The organism is Pseudomonas sp. SWRI179 (assembly GCF_014268705.1).
GTDB classification, from domain to species: domain Bacteria; phylum Pseudomonadota; class Gammaproteobacteria; order Pseudomonadales; family Pseudomonadaceae; genus Aquipseudomonas; species Aquipseudomonas zanjanensis.
In genome coordinates, this window is sequence record NZ_JABWRA010000046.1 from 1 (window position 1) to 24,883 (window position 24,883).

At 62.5% G+C, this 24,883-nt stretch carries 20 protein-coding genes; 12 read left to right on the top strand and 8 right to left on the bottom strand.

Annotated elements, in window-relative coordinates; translation table 11 throughout:
* Positions 1-1,360 (top strand): arginine-ornithine antiporter (arcD, locus tag HU767_RS22350; protein ID WP_186730481.1); only part of this gene is annotated, 1,360 nt, incomplete at its 5' end.
* 150 nt (positions 1,361-1,510) lie between these two features.
* Here arcD and HU767_RS22355 read toward each other — a convergent pair.
* The 7 genes from HU767_RS22355 to gap form a co-directional block, all read right to left on the bottom strand.
* Positions 1,511-2,857: a CoA transferase gene (locus HU767_RS22355; protein WP_186709239.1), complete on the bottom strand. Its 1,347-nt coding sequence runs from the start codon at positions 2,855-2,857 to the stop codon at positions 1,511-1,513.
* Between the two features lie 35 nt (positions 2,858-2,892).
* Entirely contained in the window at positions 2,893-3,333 is a 441-nt protein-coding gene (locus HU767_RS22360; protein ID WP_186730482.1) for a YbaN family protein, read from the bottom strand.
* Positions 3,334-3,505: 172 nt separating this feature from the next.
* Positions 3,506-4,096: a biliverdin-producing heme oxygenase gene (locus HU767_RS22365; RefSeq protein WP_186730483.1), complete on the bottom strand. Its 591-nt coding sequence runs from the start codon at positions 4,094-4,096 to the stop codon at positions 3,506-3,508.
* A gap of 150 nt (positions 4,097-4,246) precedes the next feature.
* The gene (locus HU767_RS22370; protein ID WP_186730484.1) at positions 4,247-6,841 is read right to left on the bottom strand and encodes a TonB-dependent receptor; all 2,595 of its coding nucleotides are present in this window, start codon (positions 6,839-6,841) and stop codon (positions 4,247-4,249) included.
* A gap of 119 nt (positions 6,842-6,960) precedes the next feature.
* Entirely contained in the window at positions 6,961-7,866 is a 906-nt protein-coding gene (locus HU767_RS22375) for a FecR domain-containing protein (RefSeq protein ID WP_186709245.1), read from the bottom strand.
* 129 nt (positions 7,867-7,995) lie between these two features.
* Positions 7,996-8,508: a sigma-70 family RNA polymerase sigma factor gene (locus HU767_RS22380; RefSeq protein WP_186730485.1), complete on the bottom strand. Its 513-nt coding sequence runs from the start codon at positions 8,506-8,508 to the stop codon at positions 7,996-7,998.
* A 201-nt stretch (positions 8,509-8,709) separates the two neighbouring features.
* The gene (gap, locus tag HU767_RS22385; RefSeq protein WP_003184623.1) at positions 8,710-9,711 is read right to left on the bottom strand and encodes a type I glyceraldehyde-3-phosphate dehydrogenase; all 1,002 of its coding nucleotides are present in this window, start codon (positions 9,709-9,711) and stop codon (positions 8,710-8,712) included.
* 230 nt (positions 9,712-9,941) lie between these two features.
* Here gap and edd point away from each other — a divergent pair, with 230 nt between their 5' ends.
* From edd to HU767_RS22440, 11 genes are all read left to right on the top strand, one after another.
* Positions 9,942-11,768 carry a phosphogluconate dehydratase gene (gene edd / locus HU767_RS22390; RefSeq protein ID WP_186709232.1) on the top strand — a complete coding sequence of 609 codons (1,827 nt, stop codon included), beginning with the start codon at positions 9,942-9,944 and terminating at the stop codon, positions 11,766-11,768.
* On the top strand, positions 11,765-12,724 hold the full coding sequence (locus HU767_RS22395; RefSeq protein WP_186709231.1) for a glucokinase: 960 nt from the start codon (positions 11,765-11,767) through the stop codon (positions 12,722-12,724). The genes edd and HU767_RS22395 overlap by 4 nt, the downstream gene beginning before the upstream one ends.
* Before the next feature lie 181 nt (positions 12,725-12,905).
* Positions 12,906-13,637, top strand: a complete 732-nt coding sequence (locus tag HU767_RS22400; protein ID WP_186709230.1) for a response regulator transcription factor — start codon at positions 12,906-12,908, stop codon at positions 13,635-13,637.
* Positions 13,627-15,096: an ATP-binding protein gene (locus tag HU767_RS22405; RefSeq protein ID WP_186709229.1), complete on the top strand. Its 1,470-nt coding sequence runs from the start codon at positions 13,627-13,629 to the stop codon at positions 15,094-15,096. Before HU767_RS22400 ends, HU767_RS22405 begins: the two co-directional genes overlap by 11 nt.
* Positions 15,097-15,338: 242 nt before the next feature.
* Positions 15,339-16,598 (top strand): AGE family epimerase/isomerase, encoded by a 1,260-nt coding sequence (locus tag HU767_RS22410; RefSeq protein WP_186730486.1) that lies wholly within the window; start codon positions 15,339-15,341, stop codon positions 16,596-16,598.
* Positions 16,599-16,714: 116 nt separating this feature from the next.
* The gene (locus HU767_RS22415) at positions 16,715-18,016 is read left to right on the top strand and encodes an ABC transporter substrate-binding protein (protein WP_186730487.1); all 1,302 of its coding nucleotides are present in this window, start codon (positions 16,715-16,717) and stop codon (positions 18,014-18,016) included.
* A gap of 182 nt (positions 18,017-18,198) precedes the next feature.
* Positions 18,199-19,107: a sugar ABC transporter permease gene (locus tag HU767_RS22420; protein WP_003198535.1), complete on the top strand. Its 909-nt coding sequence runs from the start codon at positions 18,199-18,201 to the stop codon at positions 19,105-19,107.
* Positions 19,100-19,945 carry a carbohydrate ABC transporter permease gene (locus HU767_RS22425; RefSeq protein WP_003198539.1) on the top strand — a complete coding sequence of 282 codons (846 nt, stop codon included), beginning with the start codon at positions 19,100-19,102 and terminating at the stop codon, positions 19,943-19,945. The genes HU767_RS22420 and HU767_RS22425 overlap by 8 nt, the downstream gene beginning before the upstream one ends.
* A 2-nt stretch (positions 19,946-19,947) precedes the next feature.
* Complete coding sequence (ugpC, locus tag HU767_RS22430; RefSeq protein WP_186730488.1) at positions 19,948-21,108, top strand: sn-glycerol-3-phosphate ABC transporter ATP-binding protein UgpC; 1,161 nt, start codon at positions 19,948-19,950, stop codon at positions 21,106-21,108.
* Positions 21,109-21,335: 227 nt separating this feature from the next.
* Positions 21,336-22,682, top strand: a complete 1,347-nt coding sequence (locus HU767_RS22435; RefSeq protein WP_186709222.1) for a carbohydrate porin — start codon at positions 21,336-21,338, stop codon at positions 22,680-22,682.
* A 278-nt stretch (positions 22,683-22,960) separates the two neighbouring features.
* Positions 22,961-23,815: a D-hexose-6-phosphate mutarotase gene (locus tag HU767_RS22440; protein WP_186709221.1), complete on the top strand. Its 855-nt coding sequence runs from the start codon at positions 22,961-22,963 to the stop codon at positions 23,813-23,815.
* Positions 23,816-23,955: 140 nt separating this feature from the next.
* Here HU767_RS22440 and HU767_RS22445 read toward each other — a convergent pair whose 3' ends face one another.
* Complete coding sequence (locus HU767_RS22445) at positions 23,956-24,816, bottom strand: MurR/RpiR family transcriptional regulator (RefSeq protein WP_170842276.1); 861 nt, start codon at positions 24,814-24,816, stop codon at positions 23,956-23,958.
* Between the last annotated feature and the right edge of the window lie 67 nt (positions 24,817-24,883).

Genomic DNA, 24,883 nt, shown 5'->3' on the forward strand with positions numbered 1-24,883 from the left:
TGGTGGGATCTTTTCCCTGCCGCAAAACGTCGCGGCTAGGGCCGATGTCGGTGCGGTACTGATCGGCTGGGCCATCACCGCTGTCGGCATGCTCACCCTGGCTTTCGTGTTCCAGACCCTGGCCAATCGCAAACCGGCATTGGACTCGGGCGTGTATGCCTACGCCAAGGCCGGGTTCGGTGACTACATGGGCTTCTCGTCCGCCTGGGGTTACTGGATCAGCGCCTGGATGGGCAATGTCGGTTACTTCGTGCTGCTGTTCAGCACCTTGGGGTATTTCTTCCCGGCGTTTGGCCAGGGCAACACGCCGGTGGCCATCGGCTGTGCATCGTTGCTGTTGTGGGCCGTGCATTTCCTGGTGTTGCGGGGCATCAAGGAGGCGGCGTTCATCAACCTGGTGACCACCGTGGCCAAGGTCGTGCCGCTGTTGATGTTCATCGTCCTGGCCGCCGTGGCCTTCAAGGCCGAGGTGTTCACCCGCGATATCTGGGGCGCGATGAGCCCGGACCTGGGCAGCGTGATGGACCAGGTGCGGCACATGATGCTGGTCACGGTGTTCGTGTTCATCGGTATCGAAGGTGCCAGCGTGTACTCGGCGCGGGCACAGAAACGTGCGGACGTTGGGCGGGCGACGGTGATCGGTTTCCTCGGTGTCCTGGCGTTGCTGGTGCTGGTGAATGTGTTGTCCCTGGGGGTCATGAGCCAGCCGGAATTGGCGCAGTTGCAGAACCCGTCACTGGCCGGCGTGCTGGAGCACATTGTCGGGCCTTGGGGCGCATTGCTGATCAGCCTGGGCTTGGCGGTGTCATTACTGGGGGCGCTGCTGTCCTGGGCGCTGCTGTGCGCCGAGATCCTCTACGCCACCGCCCGGGACAAGACCATGCCGGCATTCCTCACCAAGGAAAATGCCAACCATGCGCCGGTCAATGCGCTGTGGTTGACCAATGGCATGATCCAACTGTTTTTGCTGATCACGTTGTTTTCCGCCGGCACCTACACCAGCCTGATTTATCTGGCCTCATCGATGATCCTGATGCCGTACCTTTGGTCAGCCGCTTATGCGGTGCTGCTGTGCGTCCGTGGGGAAACCTACGAACGAGCCTCGGCCCAGCGCATGAAAGACCTGTGCATAGGTGGCGTGGCCCTGTGCTACGCGGTGTGGCTGCTGTACGCCGGCGGGTTGAAATACCTGCTGCTGTCGGCGTTGTTGTATGCACCCGGAGTGATCCTGTTTGCCCAGGCCAAGTGGGAACAGGGACAGCCCTTGTTCACCGCTGTGGAAAAAGGTGTTTTTGCCTGTGTGCTGTTTGGCGCGGGTGTAGCGGCGTATGGGTTGTACAGTGGGTTTTTGGCGTTGTGAGGTTCACCGTAATGCCGAGGCGAACCCTTGTGGCGAGGGAGCTTGCTCCCGCTGGGCTGCGCAGCAGCCCCCAAAAAAATAGGGCCGCTACGCGCCCCAGCGGGAGCAAGCTCCCTCGCCACAGGGGGCCGTTGAAACTGCTAGTGCATGTCACCACCGGGCCCGATGCGCCCCCAGTTCAGCTGCCGGCAAGGTCCATTGCAGCGGCGTCCCGGTGATTTTCAAGGGCACCTGCAGCCGGTGGGCTGGCCCCCATGGCGTCTGTTCGATCACCAGGCCCTGATCATCCTCTGCCTCGGCTCGCAATGGGCTCGAGTCCCCTGCGCCACGCTCGATCAACAGCTTCGCCGTGCGTGCCAGTGACAGACGTGCCGAGCCGCCATGGCCCGTGTGCAGGCGCCGGGCCAACAGCACCAAGGCGCTGGCCGCCAGCAGATAGCCGGTGCCGTGGTCCAGTGCTTGCACGGGCAGCGGTGTCGGTTTGTCGGTGTGTTTCCAAGCCATGCCGGCTTCGGCAATGCCACTGCTCATCTGCACCAGGCTGTCGAAGCCGCGCCGGTTCTGCCAGGGGCCGCTCCAGCCGTAGGCGTTGAGGCTGACGTCGATCAGGCCCGGAGCCAGTTTACTGCGCTGTTCGGCGCCGTAGCCCAGGCGTTCCAGAGCGTCGGCACGGTAGCCGTGCAGGAGGAGGTCGGTGTCCTTGAGCAATGCCTCGAACGCCGCGCGATCATCGGCTCGATGCAGGTCGAGGCGGGCGCAGCGTTTGCCCAGGGTGACTTCCGGGACCACGCCGGGTTCGTTCCAGGTTGGCGGGTCGATGCGCAGCACGTCGGCCCCGAGGCCGGCGAGGAAGCGGCTGGCGACGGGGCCGGCCAGTACGCGGGTCAGGTCCAGGACCCTGAGGCCCGCCAGTGGCTGGGTCACGGAGCCAGGCCAGGGTTTCTGCTGTCCTCCAGTCGTTTCACTCAGATGCACCAGCGGTTCGGCATTCACTGCCATGCCTTGAGGGTGAGTTTGCCAGGCCTGCCACGAACGCATCTGGGCTGCGCAACCGCCGGCGTCGACCACGGCTTGCTCCAGCTCGGCCTTGTTCCAGCGGGTGACCCTGGCCGCCATGTCGGCGCGGTCGGTGCAGGTGCCGAGGACTTTTTCCGCCGCCAGGCGATGATGCGGCGCGTTGGTGTGCAGGCGAATCCAGCCGTCGGCGCAGGCATAGTCGCCGGCCACCGGATCCCACATCGGCGGCACGCGCCAGCCGATGGGGCGTAGGGAGGTGGCGAACCAGAACGATGCCAGGCGTCGGTCGACTTCGACGGGGGGCAGGCGGCCGGTCTGCTGGTGGATGAGCTCGGCGGTGGCTTGGCCGGCTGCGGCGATGCTGGCGCTGGCCAGCTCCGTGACGGCGAACGCCGAGGGCAGGGCGCCTTCGCCGCTGAAGGTGATCGGGGTCGTGGGCAAGCCGAGCGCGGCTTGCATGGATGTGAGTAGATCTGCCATCGAAAGCCCCTCCTGAACCAGAGGGCGAGCATAGATCAAAAATCCGTTGGGGGCCGCTTTGCGGCCCAGCGGGAGCAAGCTCCCTCGCCACAAGCGCCCTGTGCCTGTTCCGGTCGCGACCAGATCCACAGGTTGCCAAGGCCCATGCCGGCGAGCGCCAGGTAGACCGGCCAGCCGTGGTCGAGCATCACCAACATCAGCCCGGCACACAGCAGCATGCTGGCGCTGGCACCGACCTTGGCCCGGCGCGGGATGACCTTGCCGTTGCGCCAGTTGTGCAGCATCGGCCCGAACAGCCGATGGTTCTCCAGCCAGGCGCTCAGGCGCGGCGAACTGCGGGTCGCGGCCCAGGCGGCCAAGAGGATGAACTCGGTGGTCGGCAGGCCAGGCACGACGATGGCGACCAGGCCGATGGCCAGGCTGGTGTAGGCGAGCAGGGCGAAGAGCAGTTGGGTGAGTTTCGACGGATGGTTCATCAGCGTTTTTCAGTCATACACATTTCCTGTGGGAGCGGGCTTGCTCGCGAAGGCGGTATATCAGCCAACATAACCGTTAACTGACCCACCGCCTTCGCGAGCAAGCCCGCTCCCACACTGGTTTCTGGGTGGACTGCAAGATATGCATCCACCCCTAGATTCCTTGTGCGAATCAGGCCAACTCGGTCGCGTAAGCCTGCTCCAGCAGCACCGTGAAGCGGTTAAAGGCATCCAGCGCGCCTTTGTCCGCCTCGGCTTCCTGTTGTTCGGTGAAGGTCAGGCCATCGAGGGTGCGGGTGAAGGTTTTCCAGCCTTCGGCACGCCCGCCGTCAGGTTCGGCCAGATGCCGGGCGCCGAAGGTTTCGCTCAGCCCCAGGCCTACGGCACGCTTGATCAGGAAGGCGGCGCCGAGCTTCGAACCTTCGGAGACGAACAGCCAGCCCAGGGCTTCGGCCTGGGTCGGGTTTTTCACCGCACCGGCCACCGGCCCAGGGACTTCGGTGTCCAGGTCGGCGAGATCCGCCTTGGCTGCGTCGGCACGGCAGCGGGCTGGCAGGTCGGGGATCAAGGCGGCCAGTTCGGCGTCGTTGTACAGCGCCACCAGTTCTGACTGGAACAGGTACTGGGCGACGACGAAACGGGCGAAGCTGGCCGGGGTGTCGAACGGCGCATGGGCCTTGACCAGCGCATCGAGCTTGCCGTGGGGCTCGTGGGTGATCTGGTTCAGGCGTTGGGAGCGTGAAGCGGGGCGTTGTGTGGTCATGAAAAAATTCCTTCGAGTTGGAACATTGTGGCGAGGGAGCTTGCTCCCGCTCGGTTGCGCAGCGACCGCAAGTTCTTGGGACTGCTGCGCAGTCCAGCGGGAGCAAGCTCCCTCGCCACAGGGCATTTGGCTTGTCGACAAAAATCTTGGTCAGATATCCCAGATCAGGTTCACCGCGAAGTTACGCCCGGGCGCCGTCAGGCGATCGAGGTTGGCGGGGCTCAGCACGGCCGCTTCGCCGACGCTGTCGTAGCCGCGCACGTCATCCCACAGCCAGTATTTCTTGTCGGTGAGGTTGTAGAGGCCGCCGCTGACGGTCACGTCGCCGGTCACCTTGTAGTAACCCGTCAGGTCGAGGATGCCGAAGCCTGGGGTTTTGAATTGGCTGCTCACGCCATCGGGGGAGTTGAAGTTGCTGTCGTCGACGCGGTCCTTTTTCTTGACCAGGGTCCAGCTGAGCAAGGTGCCGAACTGCTCCTGGTCGTAGCCCAGGCCGAACACGCCGGTGAGCGGGTTGATGCTGTTGAGCGGTTCGCCCGTGTCGTTGTTGCGACCGTAGAGGTAGGCCACCGAACCCTGGGTGTAAAGGCCCTTTGGCGCGCCCAGCACGTCCAGGTCCAGGCGCCCCTTGGCTTCGACGCCCTTGATGGTGGCGTGCTTGATGTTGTTGCTCTGGAAGGTCAACTGGTCGGCACCGGGGATGATGGCGTCCTCGTTGATGAAGTCGCGGTACTTGTTGTAGAACACCGCCACGTCGAACGAACCGGAATCGAAACGGCCACGCAGGCCGGTCTCGTAGCCCTGGCTTTTTTCCGGCTCCAGGTCGGGGTTGGGCTCCACGCTATAGCCAGGGTTGGTGTTCTCGAAGCGGCCATACAGGGCCTTGGCGGTGGGGGTGCGGAAACCCTCGGCGTACTGGCCGTACCAGGTATACTCATCGCTCAGGGCGTACGTCACGCCGAACTTGGGCGAGACGCGATGCCAGGTCTTGTCCTTGCCGCTGACTGTACCGCCGCCGGTAGGGTCCACGGTACTGAGGAATTCCTCGGTCAGGTGCGGTTTGAGCCGGGTGTAGTCGTAGCGCAGGCCGGGGGTGAAGGTCCATTTGTCCCAACTGATCTGGTCCTGGGCGAACAGGCTGTAGGTGTTGATGGTCGGGTCGGGGAAGTCACTGGCTTTTGCCAGCACGTCCCGGGTGCTGATGGCGCCCACCGCCGGGCAACCGACGCCGACCGCCAGGCACACGCCATTGCCACTGCGCGAGCCGGTGACTTTCTGTTGCTTGAGGGTGGTGCCGTAGGTCAAGGCGTGGTCGGTGTCGGCGACGCTGAAGGCCTTGTCCAGTTGCGCATCGAAGACCCACTGCTTCTCTTCGTAGAGGGTCTCCCGGGTGCGCAGGACCTGGCGGGTGATGGGGAAATAGAACTCGGCGGTGCTCTGGTCGGTCTTGGCGACCTGGTGATTCAGGCTCCACTTGACGTGATCGGCCAGCAGGCTGTCGAGGGCGAAGCTGTGTTCCAGGCCGAAACGCTCGCGGGTGATGGTGTCGTTGCCGGTGCGCCACTGGTACATGCCGCCGGGCAGCATGGAGGTGGGGATCGTGGGGCGGCCGTTGGAGTAGGGGCCGCCATAGGCGCTTTTCAGGTCGCTGTCGCGGTCGTCCTTGTATTTCTCGTAGACCAGGCCAAGGCGTGCATCATCGTTATAGTTCCAGCCGAGCTTGGCCAGCACGTTGTAGGTGCGCACGTCTTCAGGGTTGGCGGCGGTGCGATCCAGGCCGGTGCCGTTGTGGCTGCCGTAGGATTCGGTTTCGTGGCCGTCACGCTGGCTATAGTGCAGCAAGCCATCGACTGGGCCGCTACGGCCGGCGACGGTGGCGGACTTGAGCCAGCTCTCGTCGGCGGAGCTGTAGCCGGTCTTCAGGCGCGCGCCGACGTCCTCGCCCGGCTTGATGATGTCGTCCGGATCGAGGGTGAAGTAGCTGACGGCACCGCCAATGGCATTGCTGCCGTACAGCACCGAGGCCGGGCCGCGGAGGATTTCCACGCGCTTGATGATTTCCGGGTCGACGTAGTTGCGTTGGGTCTTGGCGTAGGGGCCGTTGAAGAACCCGCCGGGTATTTCCACGCCGTCGACCTGGGTCAGGATCCGATTGCCGTCGATGCCGCGGATGTTGTAGCCGCTGATGCCGCCGCGCTGGCCCGCACCACCCACCGATACGCCCGGTTCATGGCGCACCAGGTCCTTGAGGGTATTGACGTTGTTGCGGTCCAGTGCCTGGCGGTCGTGGACGGTGACCGTGCTCGGTACGCTGGTGATGTCCTGTTCCTGGCGGGTGGCGCTGATGGTCACCTGTTGCAGTTCCAGCGCGCTGCCGCGGCTGCGTTTTTCCAGGACGATGCTGTTGTCGCCCAGCTTGCGATAGCTCAGTTGGGTCCCCGCCAGCAGGCGTTCCAGGGCTTTTTCCGGCGGTAGCGAGCCGTTCACCCCTGGCGACGCGACGCCTTCGGCCAGTTCAGCCGGCAGGCCGACCTGCCAGCCGGTGACCGCGGTGAATGCATTCAGGGCCGAGACCAGGGGTTGCCGGGCGATGGCAAAGGTGTAGTCGCCCATGTTGCGTGCAGGGGGCTGCACGGTGGTGGCGGCCAGGGCGAGCGGCGCGGTGCCGGCCATCAGGATGGCGGCGGTGAGCAGTGACAGCGTGCAAGAAGGGGCAAGAAACCGGCAAGTAAGGCGAGAGGACATCGATAGCGCTCCGTGTCGCATCTGTTATAGGTGCAGATTCGCGTTTATGGATGCGAATCAATTGCATTGGCTATAACGAGACGAACCAGCGAAGCCTATCGAGTAAAAATAATTCTCATTTAGTTCAGGATTACCAGCGCGGGGAATTCCTGTAGGCGCGCCGAGGTGATGTGGGCCAGGGAACGGACCACGTCCAGCGGCTGATCGAGGCGGTAATTGCCGGTCACCGCGACGTTGGCCAATTGTTCGTTGCTGTTGATGATCCAGCCGGGGTAGTAGCGGCGCAGCTCGGCCAGTACCTGGCTCAGCGGCCGGTTTTCGAACACCAGCCGACCCTGGACCCAGGCCAGCTCGGTGCTGGCATCGAGCCGGGCCGGGCGGTCGAAGCCGTTGGGGCCGATGCGGATGCTTTCCCCGGCGGACAAGCGTACATGGGTGTCGTTGCGGGTGGCCCGCAGGTCCACATCGCCGCGCTGCACCTGGACCTGGGCCACACCGTCGAGGTAACGCACGGCGAAGGTGGTGTCGCTGACGCTGGCGGTGACCGGGCCGGCATCGATTTCCAGCGGCAGGGTGCTGTTGCCCGGGACTTCGAAGAAGGCCTCGCCTTTGTACAGGCGCGCCACGTGCCGTTGTTCGTTGAACGTGCTGGAGAAGGCCGAATCGGTGTTGAGCAGGACCTTGGAACCGTCCTCCAATTGCAGGCGCTGGCGCTCACCGACCACGGTCAGGTGATCGGCCTGGAAATGCAGGGGTAGGTCGCTGAAGTTGAACAGGCCGAGAAGCAGAACAGCGGCGGTGGCCAGGGGTTTCCAGTGGTCACGCAGGCGCGACAGGGCGGTGACCTTGGGCGCGGTTTCCAGCCGGCGGGCACTTTCCAGCACCTGCGGGCCGTTCCAGATCGCCTGGGCCCGGGCAAACGCCTCGCCGTGACGTGGATCGGCCGCCAGCCAGGCCTGGAACTGCCGCGTCTGTTCCGCGCTGGGGCTGTCCAGCAGGATCAGCCAGTCCAGCGCCTGCTCCATGGCATGGGCGGTTTCCGGCGTCGGCTCAGGAGAAGGGGAGTAGTCCGTCACGGTGGGTTCTCTTATTAGCGGCCCGCACAAGCTACAAGCCGCAGGCATTAGGAGGCAAGCCTGTACGCAGCGTGAAGTTCATGGGTTGCGCTCAGCCACACCCACACAGATCGCCATGATCAGCTTCAGTTCCTTTTGCACGGTGCTCAGGGATACACCGAGCCGTTCGGCGATTTCCTGGTAACTGTGGCCATGCAGGCGGCTGAGGATGAAGATCTGCTGTTGGCGCGGGCTCAGGGCTTGCAGGCTGACGTCCAGGCGCTCGAGCAGTTGCTGGGCATGGGCGGCGTCCTCGGCACTGCTCTGGGGGGCGACGACGTTGTGGACGACTTCCAGCGGTACGTCGTCCAACAGCGTTCGGGATTGGATGCGCCGGGCACGCAGATGGTCCAGCGCCAGGTTGCGGGCGGTCTGGAAAACAAAGGGTTCGAGGTGCTCGACCGTACGTTCGGCCAACGCTCGGGTGACGCGCAGGTAGGTTTCCTGAAGCAGGTCTTCGGCGGTACTGGGGTTGCTGACCATGCGCTCGAGGGTGCGTAGCAGCGGCGTGCGCTGGGCGAGGAAGACATGATGAAAGCGCGATTGACTCACGGTAGGGCCCGATCCGGTTCGAGAAGATGATAATGCTTATCATCTACATGGTGGGTCAAGCCTTCATTTCACCGGTCCCCTGTAACCCTGTGGGAGCGGGCTTGCTCGCGAAAGCGGTGGATCAGCCACCTTTTTTATTGACTGACACTCCGCTTTCGCGAGCAAGCCCGCTCCCACAAAAAAGCTCAACTGCCGTTTCAGTTACTCGGCGTTACACAACGCCAGGCAGTTATCCAGCATGCGGTTGGAGAAGCCCCATTCGTTGTCATACCAGGCCAGCACCTTGAGCAGCTTGCCGCTGGCCTTGGTGTGGTTGGCGTCGAAGATCGACGACAGCGGGTTGTGGTTGAAATCGCTGGAGACCAGCGGCAGGGTGTTGTAGCCGAGGATCTTCGAATGCTGGCTGGCATGGCGTAGCAGTTCGTTGACTTCTTCGGCCGAGGCTTCGCGCTTGAGCTGCACGGTGAGGTCGACCAGGGAGACGTTGATCACCGGTACGCGCACGGCCATGCCGGTCAGCTTGCCGGCCAGTTCCGGCAGCACCAGGCCCACCGCTTCGGCGGCGCCGGTCTTGCTCGGGATCATGTTCTGGGTGGCCGAACGGGCGCGGTACGGGTCGCTGTGGTAGACGTCGGTCAGGTTCTGGTCGTTGGTGTAGGCATGGATAGTGGTCATCAGGCCGCTTTCGATGCCCAGCTCGCGGTGCAGCACCTGGGCCACCGGGGCCAGGCAGTTGGTGGTGCACGACGCGTTGGAGATGATCTGGTGGGACTGGCGCAGGATGTCATGGTTCACGCCATACACGACGGTGGCATCGGCGCCCTTGGCCGGGGCCGAGATGATCACCTTGCGGGCGCCGGCGCTGATGTGCGCGGCTGCCTTGGCACGGTCGGTAAACAGACCGGTGCATTCGAACACGACGTCGATTTTCTCGGCGGCCCAGGGCAGTTCGGCCGGGTTGCGGATGGCGCTGACCGAGATGCGGTCGCCATTGACCGTCAGGCTCTCATGATCGTGCTGGACGTCGGCATCGAAGGTGCCATGCACGGTGTCGAACTTGAGCAGATGGGCATTGATTGCACTGTCACCCAGGTCGTTGATGGCGACGATCTGCAGGTCGCGACGGTAGCCTTGGGTATACAGTGCACGGAGGACGTTGCGGCCGATGCGGCCAAAACCATTGATTGCGATTCGAAGAGTCATTAACTGCGCCGCCGTCGATTTGTTGTTGGAATTACAAGATTATTCGCATAAAAATAGAAAACAAGCCTTTTTAGTGGCAATATTTTGTTTTATCTACAACGAGTGACCTGAATCAACTGGTCCGAATGGTCAAAAACCGTCTGTCGCCTCGCCTTCCACACAGCGTGCAGCGGGCTTTTGACCAGCATAGACAATCAGGTCGCCACATCCGTTAGCCTGGAGTTCTACACATGCATCCCCGCGTTCTTGAGGTCACCGAACGGCTTATCGCCCGCAGCCGCGCCACGCGTGAGGCTTACCTTGCATTGATCCGTGGTGCGGCCAGCGACGGTCCGATGCGCGGCAAGCTGCAATGCGCCAACTTCGCTCATGGCGTGGCCGGTTGCGGCACCGAAGACAAACACCACCTGCGGATGATGAACGCCGCCAACATCGCCATCGTGTCGTCCTATAACGACATGCTCTCGGCCCACCAGCCTTACGAAACCTTCCCGGAACAGATCAAGAAAGCCCTGCGCGAAATCGGCTCGGTCGGCCAGTTCGCCGGTGGCACGCCGGCGATGTGCGACGGCGTGACCCAGGGCGAGGCGGGGATGGAACTGAGTCTGCCGAGCCGCGAAGTGATCGCGCTGTCCACGGCGGTGGCGTTGTCCCACAACATGTTCGACGGCGCACTGATGCTCGGCATCTGTGACAAGATCGTTCCGGGCCTGATGATGGGCGCGCTGCGCTTCGGTCACTTGCCGACGATCTTCGTGCCCGGCGGGCCGATGGTCTCGGGCATTTCCAACAAGGAAAAAGCCGACGTGCGCCAGCGTTACGCCGAAGGCAAGGCCACCCGCGAAGAGCTGCTGGAATCGGAGATGAAGTCCTACCACAGCCCCGGCACCTGCACCTTCTACGGCACCGCCAACACCAACCAGTTGTTGATGGAAGTGATGGGCCTGCACTTGCCGGGCGCCTCGTTCGTCAACCCGAACACGCCGCTGCGCGATGCACTGACCCGTGAAGCGGCGTTCCAGGTGACGCGCCTGACCAAGCAGAGCGGCAACTTCATGCCCATCGGCGAAATCGTTGACGAGCGCTCGCTGGTCAACTCCATCGTCGCGCTGCATGCCACCGGCGGCTCCACCAACCACACCCTGCACATGCCGGCCATTGCCATGGCGGCGGGTATCCAGCTGACCTGGCAGGACATGGCCGACCTCTCCGAGGTGGTGCCGACCCTGAGCCACGTCTACCCGAACGGCAAGGCCGACATCAACCACTTCCAGGCGGCGGGCGGCATGTCGTTCCTGATCCGTGAATTGCTGGAAGCCGGTTTGCTCCACGAAAACGTCAACACCGTGCTCGGTCACGGCCTGAGCCGCTACACCCAGGAGCCGTTCCTCGAGGACGGCGAGCTGGTATGGCGCGACGGTCCGATCGAAAGCCTCGACGAAAACATCCTGCGCCCGGTGGCCCGCGCCTTCTCGCCAGAAGGCGGGTTGCGGGTGATGGAAGGCAACCTTGGCCGTGGCGTGATGAAGGTTTCGGCCGTGGCCTTGGAAAACCAGGTGGTCGAGGCCCCGGCCATGGTCTTCCAGGACCAACAGGACCTGGCGGACGCGTTCAAGGCCGGCCTGCTGGAGAAAGATTTTGTCGCGGTGATGCGCTTCCAGGGCCCGCGCTCCAACGGCATGCCGGAGCTGCACAAGATGACGCCATTCCTCGGTGTGCTGCAGGATCGCGGCTTCAAAGTGGCGCTGGTGACCGACGGGCGCATGTCCGGCGCATCGGGGAAAATTCCGGCGGCCATCCATGTCAGCCCGGAAGCGTATGTCGGTGGTGCGTTGGCCCGGGTGCAGGAGGGCGATATCATCCGTGTCGATGGCGTCAAAGGCACCTTGGAACTGAAGGTGGACGCCGAAGAATTTGCCGCGCGCACGCCGGCCAAGGGCCTGTTGGGCAACAACATCGGCACTGGTCGCGAGCTGTTCGGTTTCATGCGCATGGCCTTCAGCTCGGCGGAGCAGGGCGCCAGCGCCTTCACTTCTGCCCTGGAGACGCTTAATTGAAACTGGCTTTGGTCGGTGACATCGGTGGGACCAACGCACGCTTCGCGCTGTGGAAAAATCACACCCTGGAAAACATCCAGGTGCTGGCCACGGCGGATTACGCCTGCCCGGAAGATGCCATCGAGGTTTACTTGAGTGGCATGGGCCTGAAGCCGGGCGCCATCGGTTCGGTGTGCCTGTCGGTGGCCGGTCCCGTGAGCGGCGATGAGTTTCGTTTTACCAACAATCACTGGCGCCTGAGCAACCTGGCGTTCTGCGAAAGGTTGCAGGTGGAGAAGCTGTTGCTGGTCAACGACTTCTCGGCCATGGCCCTGGGCATGACCCGCTTGCGTCCCGATGAATACCGAGTCGTGTGCGAAGGCACCCCGGAGCCGATGCGTCCGGCGGTGGTGATCGGGCCAGGCACCGGGCTGGGCGTCGGTACGCTGTTGGATCTGGGTGAGGGCCGGTTCGCCGCGTTGCCAGGGGAGGGCGGCCATGTCGACCTGCCCATGAGCAGCCCGCGGGAAACCCAGTTGTGGCAGCACATCTACAACGAGATCGGCCACGTCAGCGCCGAAACCGCTTTGAGCGGCAGCGGTTTGCCTCGGGTGTACCGGGCCATTTGCGCCGTGGACGGCCATGTGCCGGTGCTCGATACCCCCGAATCCATCACCGCGGCCGGCCTGGCTGGCGACCCAATCGCTTTGGAAGTGCTGGAGCAGTTCTGTCGCTGGCTGGGGCGCGTGGCGGGCAACAATGTGTTGACGCTGGGCGGACGCGGCGGCGTCTACATCGTCGGTGGCGTGGTCCCGCGCTTTGCCGATTTCTTCCTCGAAAGCGGTTTCGCCAAGTGCTTCGCCGACAAGGGTTGCATGAGCGATTATTTCAAGGGCATTCCGGTCTGGCTGGTGACCGCGCCATACTCCGGCCTGATGGGCGCGGGCGTGGCGTTGGAGCAATCCGCCGCTGTTTGAAGTGAAATGTGGTCTCTTGTGGGAGCGGGCTTGCTCGCGAAGGCGGTGTGTCAGACAACAAAAAAGTTGAATGACACACCGCCTTCGCGAGCAAGCCCGCTCCCACAGGGGGGCGCAGTGTGTTTGTAGAACCCGTCCATCAGGCATAATCGCCCCCATCCAAACAACAAGGACGAGGCCCGTGAGTTCAGTAAACAAATCGATTTTGTTGGTCGACGACGACCAGGAGATTCGCGAGCTGCTGGACACCTACCTCAGCCGTGCGGGTTTCCACGTGCGGACCACGCCCGACGGCGCCGGGTTTCGCCAGGCGTTGAACGATGCACCGAGCGACCTGGTGATCCTCGATGTCATGCTGCCCGATGAAGACGGCTTCAGCCTTTGCCGCTGGGTTCGCCAGCACCCGCGCCAGGCGCATGTGCCGATCATCATGCTCACCGCCAGTTCCGACGAGGCCGACCGGGTCATCGGCCTTGAGCTGGGCGCCGATGATTACCTGGGCAAACCCTTCAGCCCGCGTGAGTTGCAGGCGCGCATCAAGGCGCTGCTGCGCCGGGCACAATTCGGCCAGGAACGCGCCGGCGGCGAAGTGCTGGCCTTCGATGAATGGCGGCTGGACATGGTCAGCCATCGGCTGTTCCATACCGACGGTGAAGAAGTGATTCTCTCCGGTGCCGACTTCGCTTTGCTCAAGTTGTTTCTCGACCATCCCCAGGAAATCCTCGACCGCGACACCATTGGCAACGCGACCCGTGGCCGTGAGCTGATGCCCCTGGACCGGATCGTCGACATGGCGGTCAGCCGCTTGCGCCAGCGCCTGCGGGACACCGACAAGCCGCCGCGGCTGATTCGCACGGTGCGGGGCAGCGGTTACCAGTTGGCGGCCAGTGTGGTTGCCAGCAATGGTCATTGACGGGATCAAGAAAATCGCCCGGCGGGTACCGGTGCCGCGCTCGTTGCTGGGCCGGATGTTGTTGCTGACTTTGCTGGTGGTGCTGTTCGCCCAAACCCTGTCCAGCCTGATCTGGGTTTCGCAATTGCGCGCCACCCAACTCGAAGGCCTGGTCACCAGCGCTCGCAGCCTGGCCCATTCGATGACCGCCAGCGTCAGTTATTTGCGCTCGCTGCCCGTGGCGTACCGGCCGTTGGTACTGGACCAGTTGCGCAGCATGGGCGGCACGCGGTTCGTCGTCACCCTCAACGACAAACCCCTGGGCATGGACGTGCTGCCGGTGACGCCGCGCAAGCAGGCGGTGCTCACGGCCGTGGATGAAGTGCTGCGCCGCTCCTTGGGTCATAACGCCGACATCTCGGTGACGTTCGTCAGCCCCGACGACCTGCGGATTTTCAATGCCGGGCTCAAGCTCGATGAACTGCCTCGTTCGTGGGCCCACTATGCCCTGACGCTGGAGCCGGTAAATCCACCGGTGCTGGTCACGCAGATCCAGATGGCGCCGGGGGAATGGTTGTACATCGCCTCGCTGCTGCCCGAACCGTACACCAGCCTCGAAGAGCAAGACCTGCCCAAGCAACAGGTTGGTTTCATCGTGCTCACCAGCAGCCTGTTGTTGCTGTTCATCGGCTTGCTGGTGCACTGGCAGAGCCGGCCCCTCAAGCGATTGGCGCGGGCCGCGCGGGACATGTCCCTGGGCGCCGAAGTGGAGCCGGTGGCCGAGGGCGGCGGCAGCGAAGTGGTGGAAGTGGGGCGGGCGTTCAATGCCATGCGCGAACGCATCAGCCGTTACCTGACGGAGCGCAGCCAGTTGTTCAGCGCGATTTCCCACGACTTGCGCACACCGATCACCCGATTGCGGCTGCGGGTCGAGCTGCTGGAGGACGAAAACCTGCAAGCCAAGTTCGGCCGTGACCTGGATGAACTGGAGCTGCTGGTCAAAGGCGCGCTGCAATGCGTCAAGGACACCGACATCCACGAGAACATCGAGCCGGTGGACCTCAATCATGTGCTCGATTGCCTGGTCGAGCCTTACCTGGCGCCCAACGGCAACGGCCGGGTGACCCAGGATGGCCGGGCGCTGGCGCCATATCCCGGCAAGCCGCTGGCCCTCAAGCGTTGCATCGGCAACCTGATCGACAACGCCTTGAAATACGGGCAGAACGCCCACCTGCACATCGATGACGATGAAACCGCCTTCATCCTCCACGTCGACGACGAAGGCCCCGGGGTGCCGGAACAGCGCCTGGAGCAAGTCTTCGAGCCGCATTTCCGCCTCGCCGGGCAACAGCAGGGCTATGGCCTGGGCCTGGGCATCGCCCGCAACATCGCCCACAGCCATGGCGGCGAGGTGAGCCTGCAGAACCTTCGTGAAGGGGGGTTGCGGGTGACGTTGCAGTTGCCTCGTAGTGTGGATTAATAGACCGCGTTATCGTTCTTCGCGAGCAAGCCCGCTCCCACATTGGTCCTCATTGGACACAGATATTGTGTTCGACACAGATCCCCTGTGGGAGCGGGCTTGCTCGCGAATACGTCAGTAGCCTCGACGCATGCCGCAGGGGAGTGTCACAAGTCGGTGACATAACTCGCCCCTTTCGTTACCTGCCACCCACCCTCCCTTGTTTAGACTCCCTGCGTCAAAACAACAAAAAAGGTACTCCGATGGACACCTTCCAACCGGCCTTCAGCAGTTGGCTGAATGCCCCTGTCCACCAGCGTTGGCTCGCCGATGAAGGCGTGCGGCTGCTGGCGTTCGCCAAGGCCTCGAAGCTGCCGGACGGCTTTGGCAACCTGGATGAGCTTGGGCGCCTTCCGGCCGATGCCCGGGCCGAAACCATGAACACCGCGCGCATGACCCACAGCTTCGCCATGGCCCATATCCAGGGCTTGCCGGGTTTCGCCGAGCTGGTGGACCACGGTATCCAGGCCCTCAATGGCCCCTTGCGCGATGCCGAGCACGGTGGCTGGTTCGCCACGTCGCAACCCGATGCGGACAGCACCGGCAAAGCCGCCTACCTGCATGCCTTCGTCGCCCTGGCGGCCAGTTCCGCGGTGGTGGCCCAGCGTCCCGGCGCCCCTGCATTGCTGGACGAAGCGGTGCGGATCATCGACGCGCATTTCTGGTGTGAGGAGGAGGGCGCCATGCGCGAATCCTTCAACCGCGACTGGCGCGAGGAAGAGGCCTATCGCGGTGCCAACAGCAACATGCACGCCACCGAAGCCTTTCTCGCCCTGGCCGATGCCACCGACGATCCGCGTTGGCTGGCCCGCGCCCTGCGCATCGTCGAGCGGGTGATCCATGACCATGCCGCCGCCAACGACTACTTGGTGGTGGAGCATTTCGACCGCCATTGGCAGCCACTGCGCGACTACAACCAGGACAATCCCGCCGATGGTTTTCGCCCCTACGGCACCACGCCCGGCCACGGTTTCGAATGGGCGCGGTTGTTGCTGCACCTTGAAGCGGCGCGGGTGCAGATTGGCATGCTGACCCCGGGTTGGCTGGCCCAGGACGCGCAAAAACTCTTCGACCAAAACTGCCGCCACGGCTGGGACGTCGATGGTGCGCCGGGCATTGTCTACACCCTGGACTGGGACAACCGCGCCGTGGTTCGCCACCGTCTGCATTGGGTCCACGCCGAAGCGGCGGCGGCGGCCAGCGCCTTGCTCAAGCGCACCGACGAGGCGAAATACGAAGCCTGGTATCGGCGTTTCTGGGAGTTCTGTGACAAACATTTCATCGATCGCTGCAACGGCAGCTGGCATCACGAACTCGATCCGCAAAACCGTCCCAGCGCCGACATCTGGCCGGGCAAGCCGGACCTGTATCACGCCTGGCAGGCGGTCCTGATTCCGCGCCTGCCCCTGGCACCGAGCATGGCGTCAGCCCTGGCGCGGTTATCCAGCCCTGCGCCTGTGTAACCATGTCGTGACATTTGCACGTCCCTTCGTTACCTGCGAAGGGATTCCCTCTGATTAGAATCCATGCAGCGCAAGCTCCAGACTTGCATGCATAACAACAAGAAAGGTAATTCTAGATGAATGCGATTTCTCGCCTCGCTACTGTCATTTCTCTTGCTTCCCTGCTTCCCGTCGCAGCATTTCCCGTCACTACCCTTGCCGCCGAATCCAAAGGTTCCGTGGAAGTCGTCCACTGGTGGACGTCGGGTGGCGAAAAAGCCGCGGTCGATGTGCTCAAGGCCCAGGTAGAAAAAGACGGCTTTACCTGGAAGGACGGCGCTGTCGCCGGCGGTGGTGGTTCCACTGCCATGACCGTACTCAAGAGCCGTGCCGTGGCCGGCAACCCACCGGGTGTCGCCCAGATCAAGGGCCCGGACATCCAGGAGTGGGCGTCCACCGGGCTGCTCGACACCGACATCCTCGAGGACGTCGCCAAGGCCGAGAAGTGGGACAGCCTGCTCGACAAGAAAGTCTCCGATACCGTGAAGTACGAAGGTGACTACGTCGCCGTGCCGGTGAACATTCACCGCGTCAACTGGCTGTGGATCAACCCGGAAGTCTTTAAGAAAGCCGGCATCACCAAGAACCCGACCACCCTTGAAGAATTCTATGCGGCTGGCGACAAGCTCAAGGCCGCGGGTTTCATTGCGCTCGCCCACGGCGGTCAACCTTGGCAGGACAGCACCGTGTTCGAAGCCGTGGTGCTCTCGGTCATGGGGGCCGATGGCTACAAGAAGGCCCTCGTCGACCTGGACAACAAGGCCCTGACCGGTCCGGAAATGGTCAAGGCGCTGACCGAGCTGAAGAAAGTCGCGACCTACATGGACGCCGACGGCAAGGGCCAGGACTGGAACCTCGAAGCGGCCAAGGTCATCAACGGCAAGGCCGGCATGCAGATCATGGGTGACTGGGCCAAGAGCGAGTGGACCGCCGCGAAGAAAGTCGCCGGCAAGGACTATGAGTGCGTGGCCTTCCCGGGCACCGACAAGGCCTTCACCTACAACATCGACTCCCTGGCGGTGTTCAAGCAGAAGGACGCAGGCACTGCGGCGGGCCAGCAGGATATCGCCAAGGTCGTGCTGGGTGAGAACTTCCAGAAAGTCTTCAGCATCAACAAGGGCTCGATCCCGGTGCGTAACGACATGCTCGGCGACATGGCCAAGTACGGTTTCGATTCCTGCGCCCAGACCGCGGCCAAGGACTTCCTGACGGACGCCAAGTCCGGCGGCCTGCAGCCGAGCATGGCGCACAACATGGCGACCACGCTGGCGGTACAGGGTGCGTTCTTCGATGTGGTGACCAACTACATCAACGACCCGAAAGCCGACCCGGCCGATGCAGCCAAGAAATTGGGTGCAGCGGTTCAGTCAGCCAAGTAATTAGCGCCGCGGTCCCTTTGTGGGAGCGGGCCTGTGGGAGCAAAGCTTGCTCGCGATGAACGGTAACGCGGTCATTCGAAAGACCGAGGTGCCTTCATCGCGAGCAAGCTCAGCTCCCACACAAGCTCGCTCCCGCACAGGGAATGTTCTGTAGTCTTTTTTCCCTTGTACTGGATCTTCCCATGAGTTCTGTTGCTGTGTTCAGCAAGGCCTCGCCGTTCGATGCATTGCAGCGCTGGCTCCCGAAACTGGTGCTGGCGCCGAGCATGTTCATCGTTCTGGTGGGCTTCTATGGCTATATCTTGTGGACGTTCGTCCTGTCGTTCACCACTTCGACGTTCCTGCCGAACTACAAATGGGCAGGCTTGGCGCAGTATGCGCGGCTGATGGACAACGACCGCTGGTGGGTGGCGAGCAAGAACCTGGCGCTGTTCGGCGGCCTGTTCATTGGCATCACCCTGGTGATCGGCGTGCTGCTGGCCGTGTTCCTGGACCAGCGCATTCGTCGCGAAGGTTTCATCCGCACCATTTACCTGTACCCGATGGCGCTGTCGATGATCGTCACCGGTACGGCCTGGAAATGGCTGCTCAACCCGGGCATGGGCCTGGACAAATTGTTGCGTGACTGGGGCTGGGAAGGCTTCCGCCTGGATTGGCTGATCGACCCGGACCGCGTGGTGTACTGCCTGGTGATCGCGGCGGTGTGGCAGGCCTCGGGTTTCATCATGGCGATGTTCCTGGCCGGCCTGCGGGGCGTCGACCAGTCGATCATCCGTGCCGCACAGATCGATGGCGCGAGCATGCCGCGCATCTATTGGAAAGTGGTGCTGCCGAGCCTGCGCCCGGTGTTCTTCAGCGCCGTGATGATCCTGGCACACATCGCGATCAAGAGCTTCGACCTGGTGGCGGCGATGACAGCCGGTGGCCCGGGTTATTCCTCCGACCTGCCTGCCATGTTCATGTATTCGTTCACCTTCAGTCGCGGCCAGATGGGCATGGGCTCGGCCAGTGCAATCCTGATGCTCGGTGCGATCCTCGCGATCATCGTGCCTTACCTGTACTCCGAGCTGAGGACCAAGCGTCATGACTAGTCTCGCTGCCAAACCTTCCATCAGCCTGAGTCGCATCGCGATCTACGCGGTGCTGATCCTCGCCGTGCTGCTTTACCTGGTGCCGTTGGTGGTCATGCTGTTGACCAGCTTCAAGACGCCGGAAGACATCAGCACCGGCAACCTGCTGAGCTGGCCGACCGTGGTCAGCGGCATCGGTTGGGTCAAGGCCTGGGCCACGGTCGACGGCTACTTCTGGAACTCGATCAAGATCACCGTCCCGGCGGTGCTGATCTCCACCGCCATCGGTGCCTTGAATGGCTACGTGTTGTCGATGTGGCGCTTCCGCGGTTCGCAGCTGTTCTTCGGCCTGTTGCTGTTCGGCTGCTTCCTGCCGTTCCAGACCGTCCTGCTGCCGGCCTCGTTCACCCTTGGCAAGATGGGCCTGGCCAGCACCACCACCGGTTTGGTGTTCGTGCACGTGGTCTACGGCCTGGCATTCACCACGCTGTTCTTCCGCAACTACTACGTCAGCATTCCCGATGCGCTGGTGAAGGCGGCGCGACTGGACGGTGCGGGTTTCTTCACCATTTTCCGGCGGATCATCCTGCCAATGTCGACCCCGATCATCATGGTTTGCCTGATCTGGCAGTTCACGCAGATCTGGAACGACTTCCTGTTCGGCGTGGTGTTCTCCAGCGGTGATTCTCAACCCATCACCGTGGCGCTGAACAACCTGGTCAACACCAGTACCGGGGCCAAGGAATACAACGTGGACATGGCGGCGGCGATGATCGCCGGGCTGCCGACCCTGCTGGTCTATGTGGTGGCAGGCAAGTATTTCGTGCGCGGCCTGACGGCCGGCGCAGTCAAGGGGTAATCATGGCAACGCTTGAACTTCGCAATGTAAACAAGACCTATGGTGCCGGCCTGCCGGACACCCTGAAGAACATCGAGTTGTCGATCAAGGACGGTGAGTTCCTGATCCTCGTCGGCCCTTCGGGCTGCGGCAAGTCAACGCTGATGAACTGCATCGCCGGCCTGGAGAGCATCACCGGCGGCGCGATCATGATCGGTGACCAGGATGTCAGCGGCATGAGCCCGAAGGATCGCGACATCGCCATGGTGTTCCAGTCCTACGCGTTGTATCCGACCATGAGCGTGCGCGAGAACATCGAGTTCGGCCTGAAAATCCGCAAGATGAAACAGTCGGACATCGACGAAGAAGTCAACCGCGTGGCCAAGCTGCTGCAGATCGAGCACTTGCTCAATCGCAAGCCTGGCCAGCTTTCCGGCGGCCAGCAACAGCGCGTGGCCATGGGCCGGGCCCTGGCGCGGCGGCCGAAGATCTACCTGTTCGATGAACCGCTGTCCAACCTCGACGCCAAGCTGCGGGTCGAGATGCGCACCGAAATGAAGCTGATGCACCAGCGCCTGAAGACCACCACGGTCTACGTCACCCACGACCAGATCGAAGCCATGACCCTGGGCGACAAAGTTGCGGTGATGAAGGACGGGATCATCCAGCAGTTCGGCACGCCGAAAGACATCTACACCAACCCGGCCAACCTGTTCGTGGCGAGCTTCATCGGTTCGCCGCCGATGAACTTCATCCCGCTGCGCCTGCAACGCAAGGACGGTCGCCTGCTGGCACTGCTCGACAGCGGCCAGGCCCGTTGCGAGCTGCCGTTGGGCATGCAGGACGCCGGCCTGGAAGACCGCGAAGTGATTCTTGGCATGCGTCCGGAACAGATCGCGTTGGCCGGTAGCGAGCCCAATGGTTTGCCGACCATTCGCGCGGAAGTCCAGGTCACCGAGCCTACCGGGCCGGACACCCTGGTATTCGTCAACCTCAACGACACCAAGGTCTGCTGCCGCCTGGCGCCGGACGTGGCACCGCAGCCCGGGGAAACCCTGACGCTGCAATTCGATCCGTCGAAAGTGCTGCTGTTCGACGCCCAGTCCGGCGAACGCCTGGGTGCGGCCGGCCAGCCGCAAACCGATGCCCGAAGCGCCAACGTAGCGCAGTTCAAAGGTCGGTGAAGAACGAGTGTGGGAGGGCGCTTGTGGGAGCAAAGCTTGCTCGCGATGAACGATAACGCGGTCATTCGAAAGACCGAGGTGCTTTCATCGCGAGCAAGCTCAGATCCCACAAAAGCTCTCTCCCACTGGAAAGGAGTATGCGGTGGATGGGGACATCCACCGCAATCGTTGTAAACCGCGTTAGATAAAAACAGTTAATAACAATAAATAAAGACGAGGATGTAGGGATGAAAAAGCAAAAAAACGCCCAGCGTATCTGCCAGTTGTCAGCCGTTGCGGCGATGATGCTGGCCGGTAGCGCACACGCAGCCGACGCGTTCAGCGCCGATTCGCAGTGGATGACGGGCGACTGGGGCGGTGAACGGACCAAGCTGATCGAGCAAGGTATCGATATCAAGGCGGATTTCGTCGGTGAGATGGGTGCCAACCTCCACGGCGGCTACAACGATGACAAGACCGCGCGCTGGTCCCAGCAGTTTGGCCTGGGCGTCGCGCTCGACCTGGAAAAACTGGCAGGCTGGGGCGATACGGAAGCCAAGATCCAGTTCACCCGACGTGACGGTCGCAACATCTCCAACGACCGCATCGGTGATCCACGCGCCGGTACCCTCAGTTCTTCCCAGGAAGTCTGGGGCCGTGGGCAAACCACGCGTCTGACCCAGTTGTGGATCAAGCAGAAATACTTCGACAGCAAACTGGATGTCAAAGCCGGTTATTTCGGTGAAGGCGAAGACTTCAACACCTTCCCGTGCGAATTCCAGAACCTGGCGTTCTGCGGTTCACAAGCGGGTAACTGGGCGACCGGCATCTGGTACAACTGGCCGATCATGCAGGCGGCGATTCGCGTCAAATACAACCTCACGCCTGAGCTCTATGCGCAAATCGGCGCCTACAACCAGAACCCTTCGCAGCTGGAAAACAACAACCGCTACAAACTCAGCGGCAGCGGTACCAAGGGTACCCTGATACCGGTCGAGTTGGTCTGGTCGCCGAAGATCAATAACCTGCCGGGTGAATACCGTGTTGGTTACTACAAAAGTACAGCCAAGGCCGATGACGTCCGTGAAGACGAGGATGGCAACGACGCCGCGACCACCGGCAACGCCTATCGCAGCCACAGCAGCAAGGACGGCTACTGGCTCGTCGTGCAGCAACAGCTCACCAGCCACAACGGTGATGCTTCGCGCGGCCTGAACATCGCCGCCAACGCCACTTTCCACGACAAGGAAACCAACGTCGTCGACAACTACCAGTCGTTGATGTTCGTGTACAAGGGGCCGTTCGATGCTCGTCCAAAAGACGATGTCGGCATCGGCTTCTCGCGTATCCATGTCAACGAAGACGTGAAGAAAAACTCCGAACTGGTCAACGCCGCCAATGGCGTCACCGACTACGACGATCCGCTGTTCGCGCCACTGCGTAGCACTGAGTACAACTACGAGATCAACTACGGTTTCCACGTCACCAACTGGCTGACCGTGCGTCCGAACCTGCAATACATCACTCACCCAGGTGGTGTGGATGAAGTCGACAACGCGCTGGTGGCCGGCCTGAAAATTCAGTCGGTGTTCTAACGCTGTTGCGATAAGCTCCTCTCTATGTGCGCATATTTGCGGACGGCCAAGGCTGTCCGCTTTTTTTTGCGGAGGTGGCTGACACTGAACCTGTGGCGAGGGAGCTTGCTCCCGCTGGGTTGCGAAGCGACCCCAAAGCCATTCACTGCGGTGTGTCCGCCAGACCGTATTTACCTCGTTTGCGACTGCTTCGCAGCCGAGCGGGAGCAAGCTCCCTCGCCACAAAAGCAAGCGTTGCAAACAGATGAGCTATTCAATGATTTCCAGGACCGCGGCCCATGCATGAGCATCCGCTACAACGCTTTTTCAGATCCTTGCGCGAGCGCCCGGTATTCGCGTGGGAGCGCTATCGGCAGCGCGATGTGCTAGTGATCGATCACCCGTTGTGCCAGGCGGTGTTCAGTCGCCAGGGCGCGCAGTTGCTGCACTTCCAGCCGCGCGGCCAGAAGCCCTGGTTGTGGTGCGCGGCCAAGTGGCCGCAAGTCGGGGCGATACGCGGCGGGGTGCCGGTGTGCTGGCCGTGGTATGGACGTCATCCCAGCGAAAACGCCTGGCCGTCCCACGGTTGGGCGCGGTTGATCGATTGGAAACTGCTGGACAGCCGCAGTGATGAAGAGGGCGTGCATTTGCACTGGCAGCTGCAACTGTGCGACTGGCAAGTGGACCTGCATGCAGACTTGGGTGAACGCATGGAGCTGCGCTTGAGCACCGAGCACCAGGACAGCCTGCCGTGCCAGTTGAGCCAGGCTTTGCACGCTTACTGGCGTATTGGCGATGTCGGCGAGGTAGCGCTGTCTGGGCTCGAAGGCGCCCAGGGTTACGACCAGTTGAGCCGCGAAGCTTGCCAGCAGGAAGGCGAGTTACGGGTCGAGGGCGGCTGTCAGCGAGTGTTCCAGCATGAAGGCGAATTGCAGCTCAAGGACCACGCCTGGCAGCGCGAATTGTGCATCGACACCGGTGACAGCGCCGACACCGTGGTCTGGCATCCCGGCACCCGGCCGCTGTTGGGGGTGAGTTGGGATGAGGTCAACGAGTTTGTCTGTGTCGAAGCGGCCAGTGGCGGCACCGACAGCCTGTGCCTGGCGCCGGGGGAGCGGGCGCACTTGAGTTTGCAGGCGTGGGTGGGGGCTTAGGCCAGGATCTCTGGTGTGGCGGCTGGCCCCTTCGCGAGCAGGCTCGCTCCCACATTGGATCTTTGGTGTTCACAAAACCCCTGTGGGAGCGAGCCTGCTCGCGAAGACGGACTACCAGACGCTAGAGATTCTGGACCGAATCAGTTGAACTCATCCCCCACCGGATACCGGCTGGCATTCAGGCTTTCCTTGATCTTGCGCAGGTGCGGCTGGAAGTCCACGCCCCGGCGCAGGGTCATGCCGGTGGCGAGCACGTCCAGCACGGTGAGCTGGATGATCCGCGAGGTCATCGGCATATAGATGTCAGTGTCTTCGGGCAGGGGAATGTTCAGGCTCAGGGTGCTGGCCTTGGCCAGCGGCGAACCTTCGGCGGTCAGGCCCAGCACCGACGCGCCGTTTTCCCGGGCGATGCGTGCCACTTCCACCAGCTCGCGGGTGCGGCCGGTGTAGGAAATGATCACGAACAGTTCGCCGGTATGGGCCACCGACGCGATCATGCGCTGCATCAGCACGTCGGCGTGGGCGGTCACCGCCAGGTTGAAGCGAAAAAACTTGTGCTGGGCATCCAGGGCCACCGGGGCGGAGGCGCCGAGGCCGAAGAAGTGGATCTGCCGGGCCTGGATCAACAGGTCCACGGCGCGGCTGATCAAATTGGGATCAAGGGCCTGGCAGGCGCTGTCCAATGAGGCAATGGCGCTGCCAAAGATCTTGCGGGTATAGGCTTCAGGGTTGTCGTCGGCTTCCACTGCGCGGCTTACATAAGCGGCGCCGCTGGCCAGGCTCTGGGCCAATTGCAGCTTGAGTTCCGGGTAGCCGCTGACGCCGAACGAGCGGCAGAAGCGGTTGACGGTCGGTTCGCTGACCGAAGCCGCCTGGGCGAGGGCGGCGATGCTGAAGCGGGTGGCCTGCTGCGGGTTGAGCAGGATGATCTCGGCCACCTTGCGTTCGGCCTTGTTCAGGTCTTCAAGGCGACTCTGGATCTGTTCCAGTAGATTTCGCACGCGGTCCATACAAGATTCCTAGGAAGACGGGTCTTTGATACGACCCTTTGCGGTGGCCTATCCTACT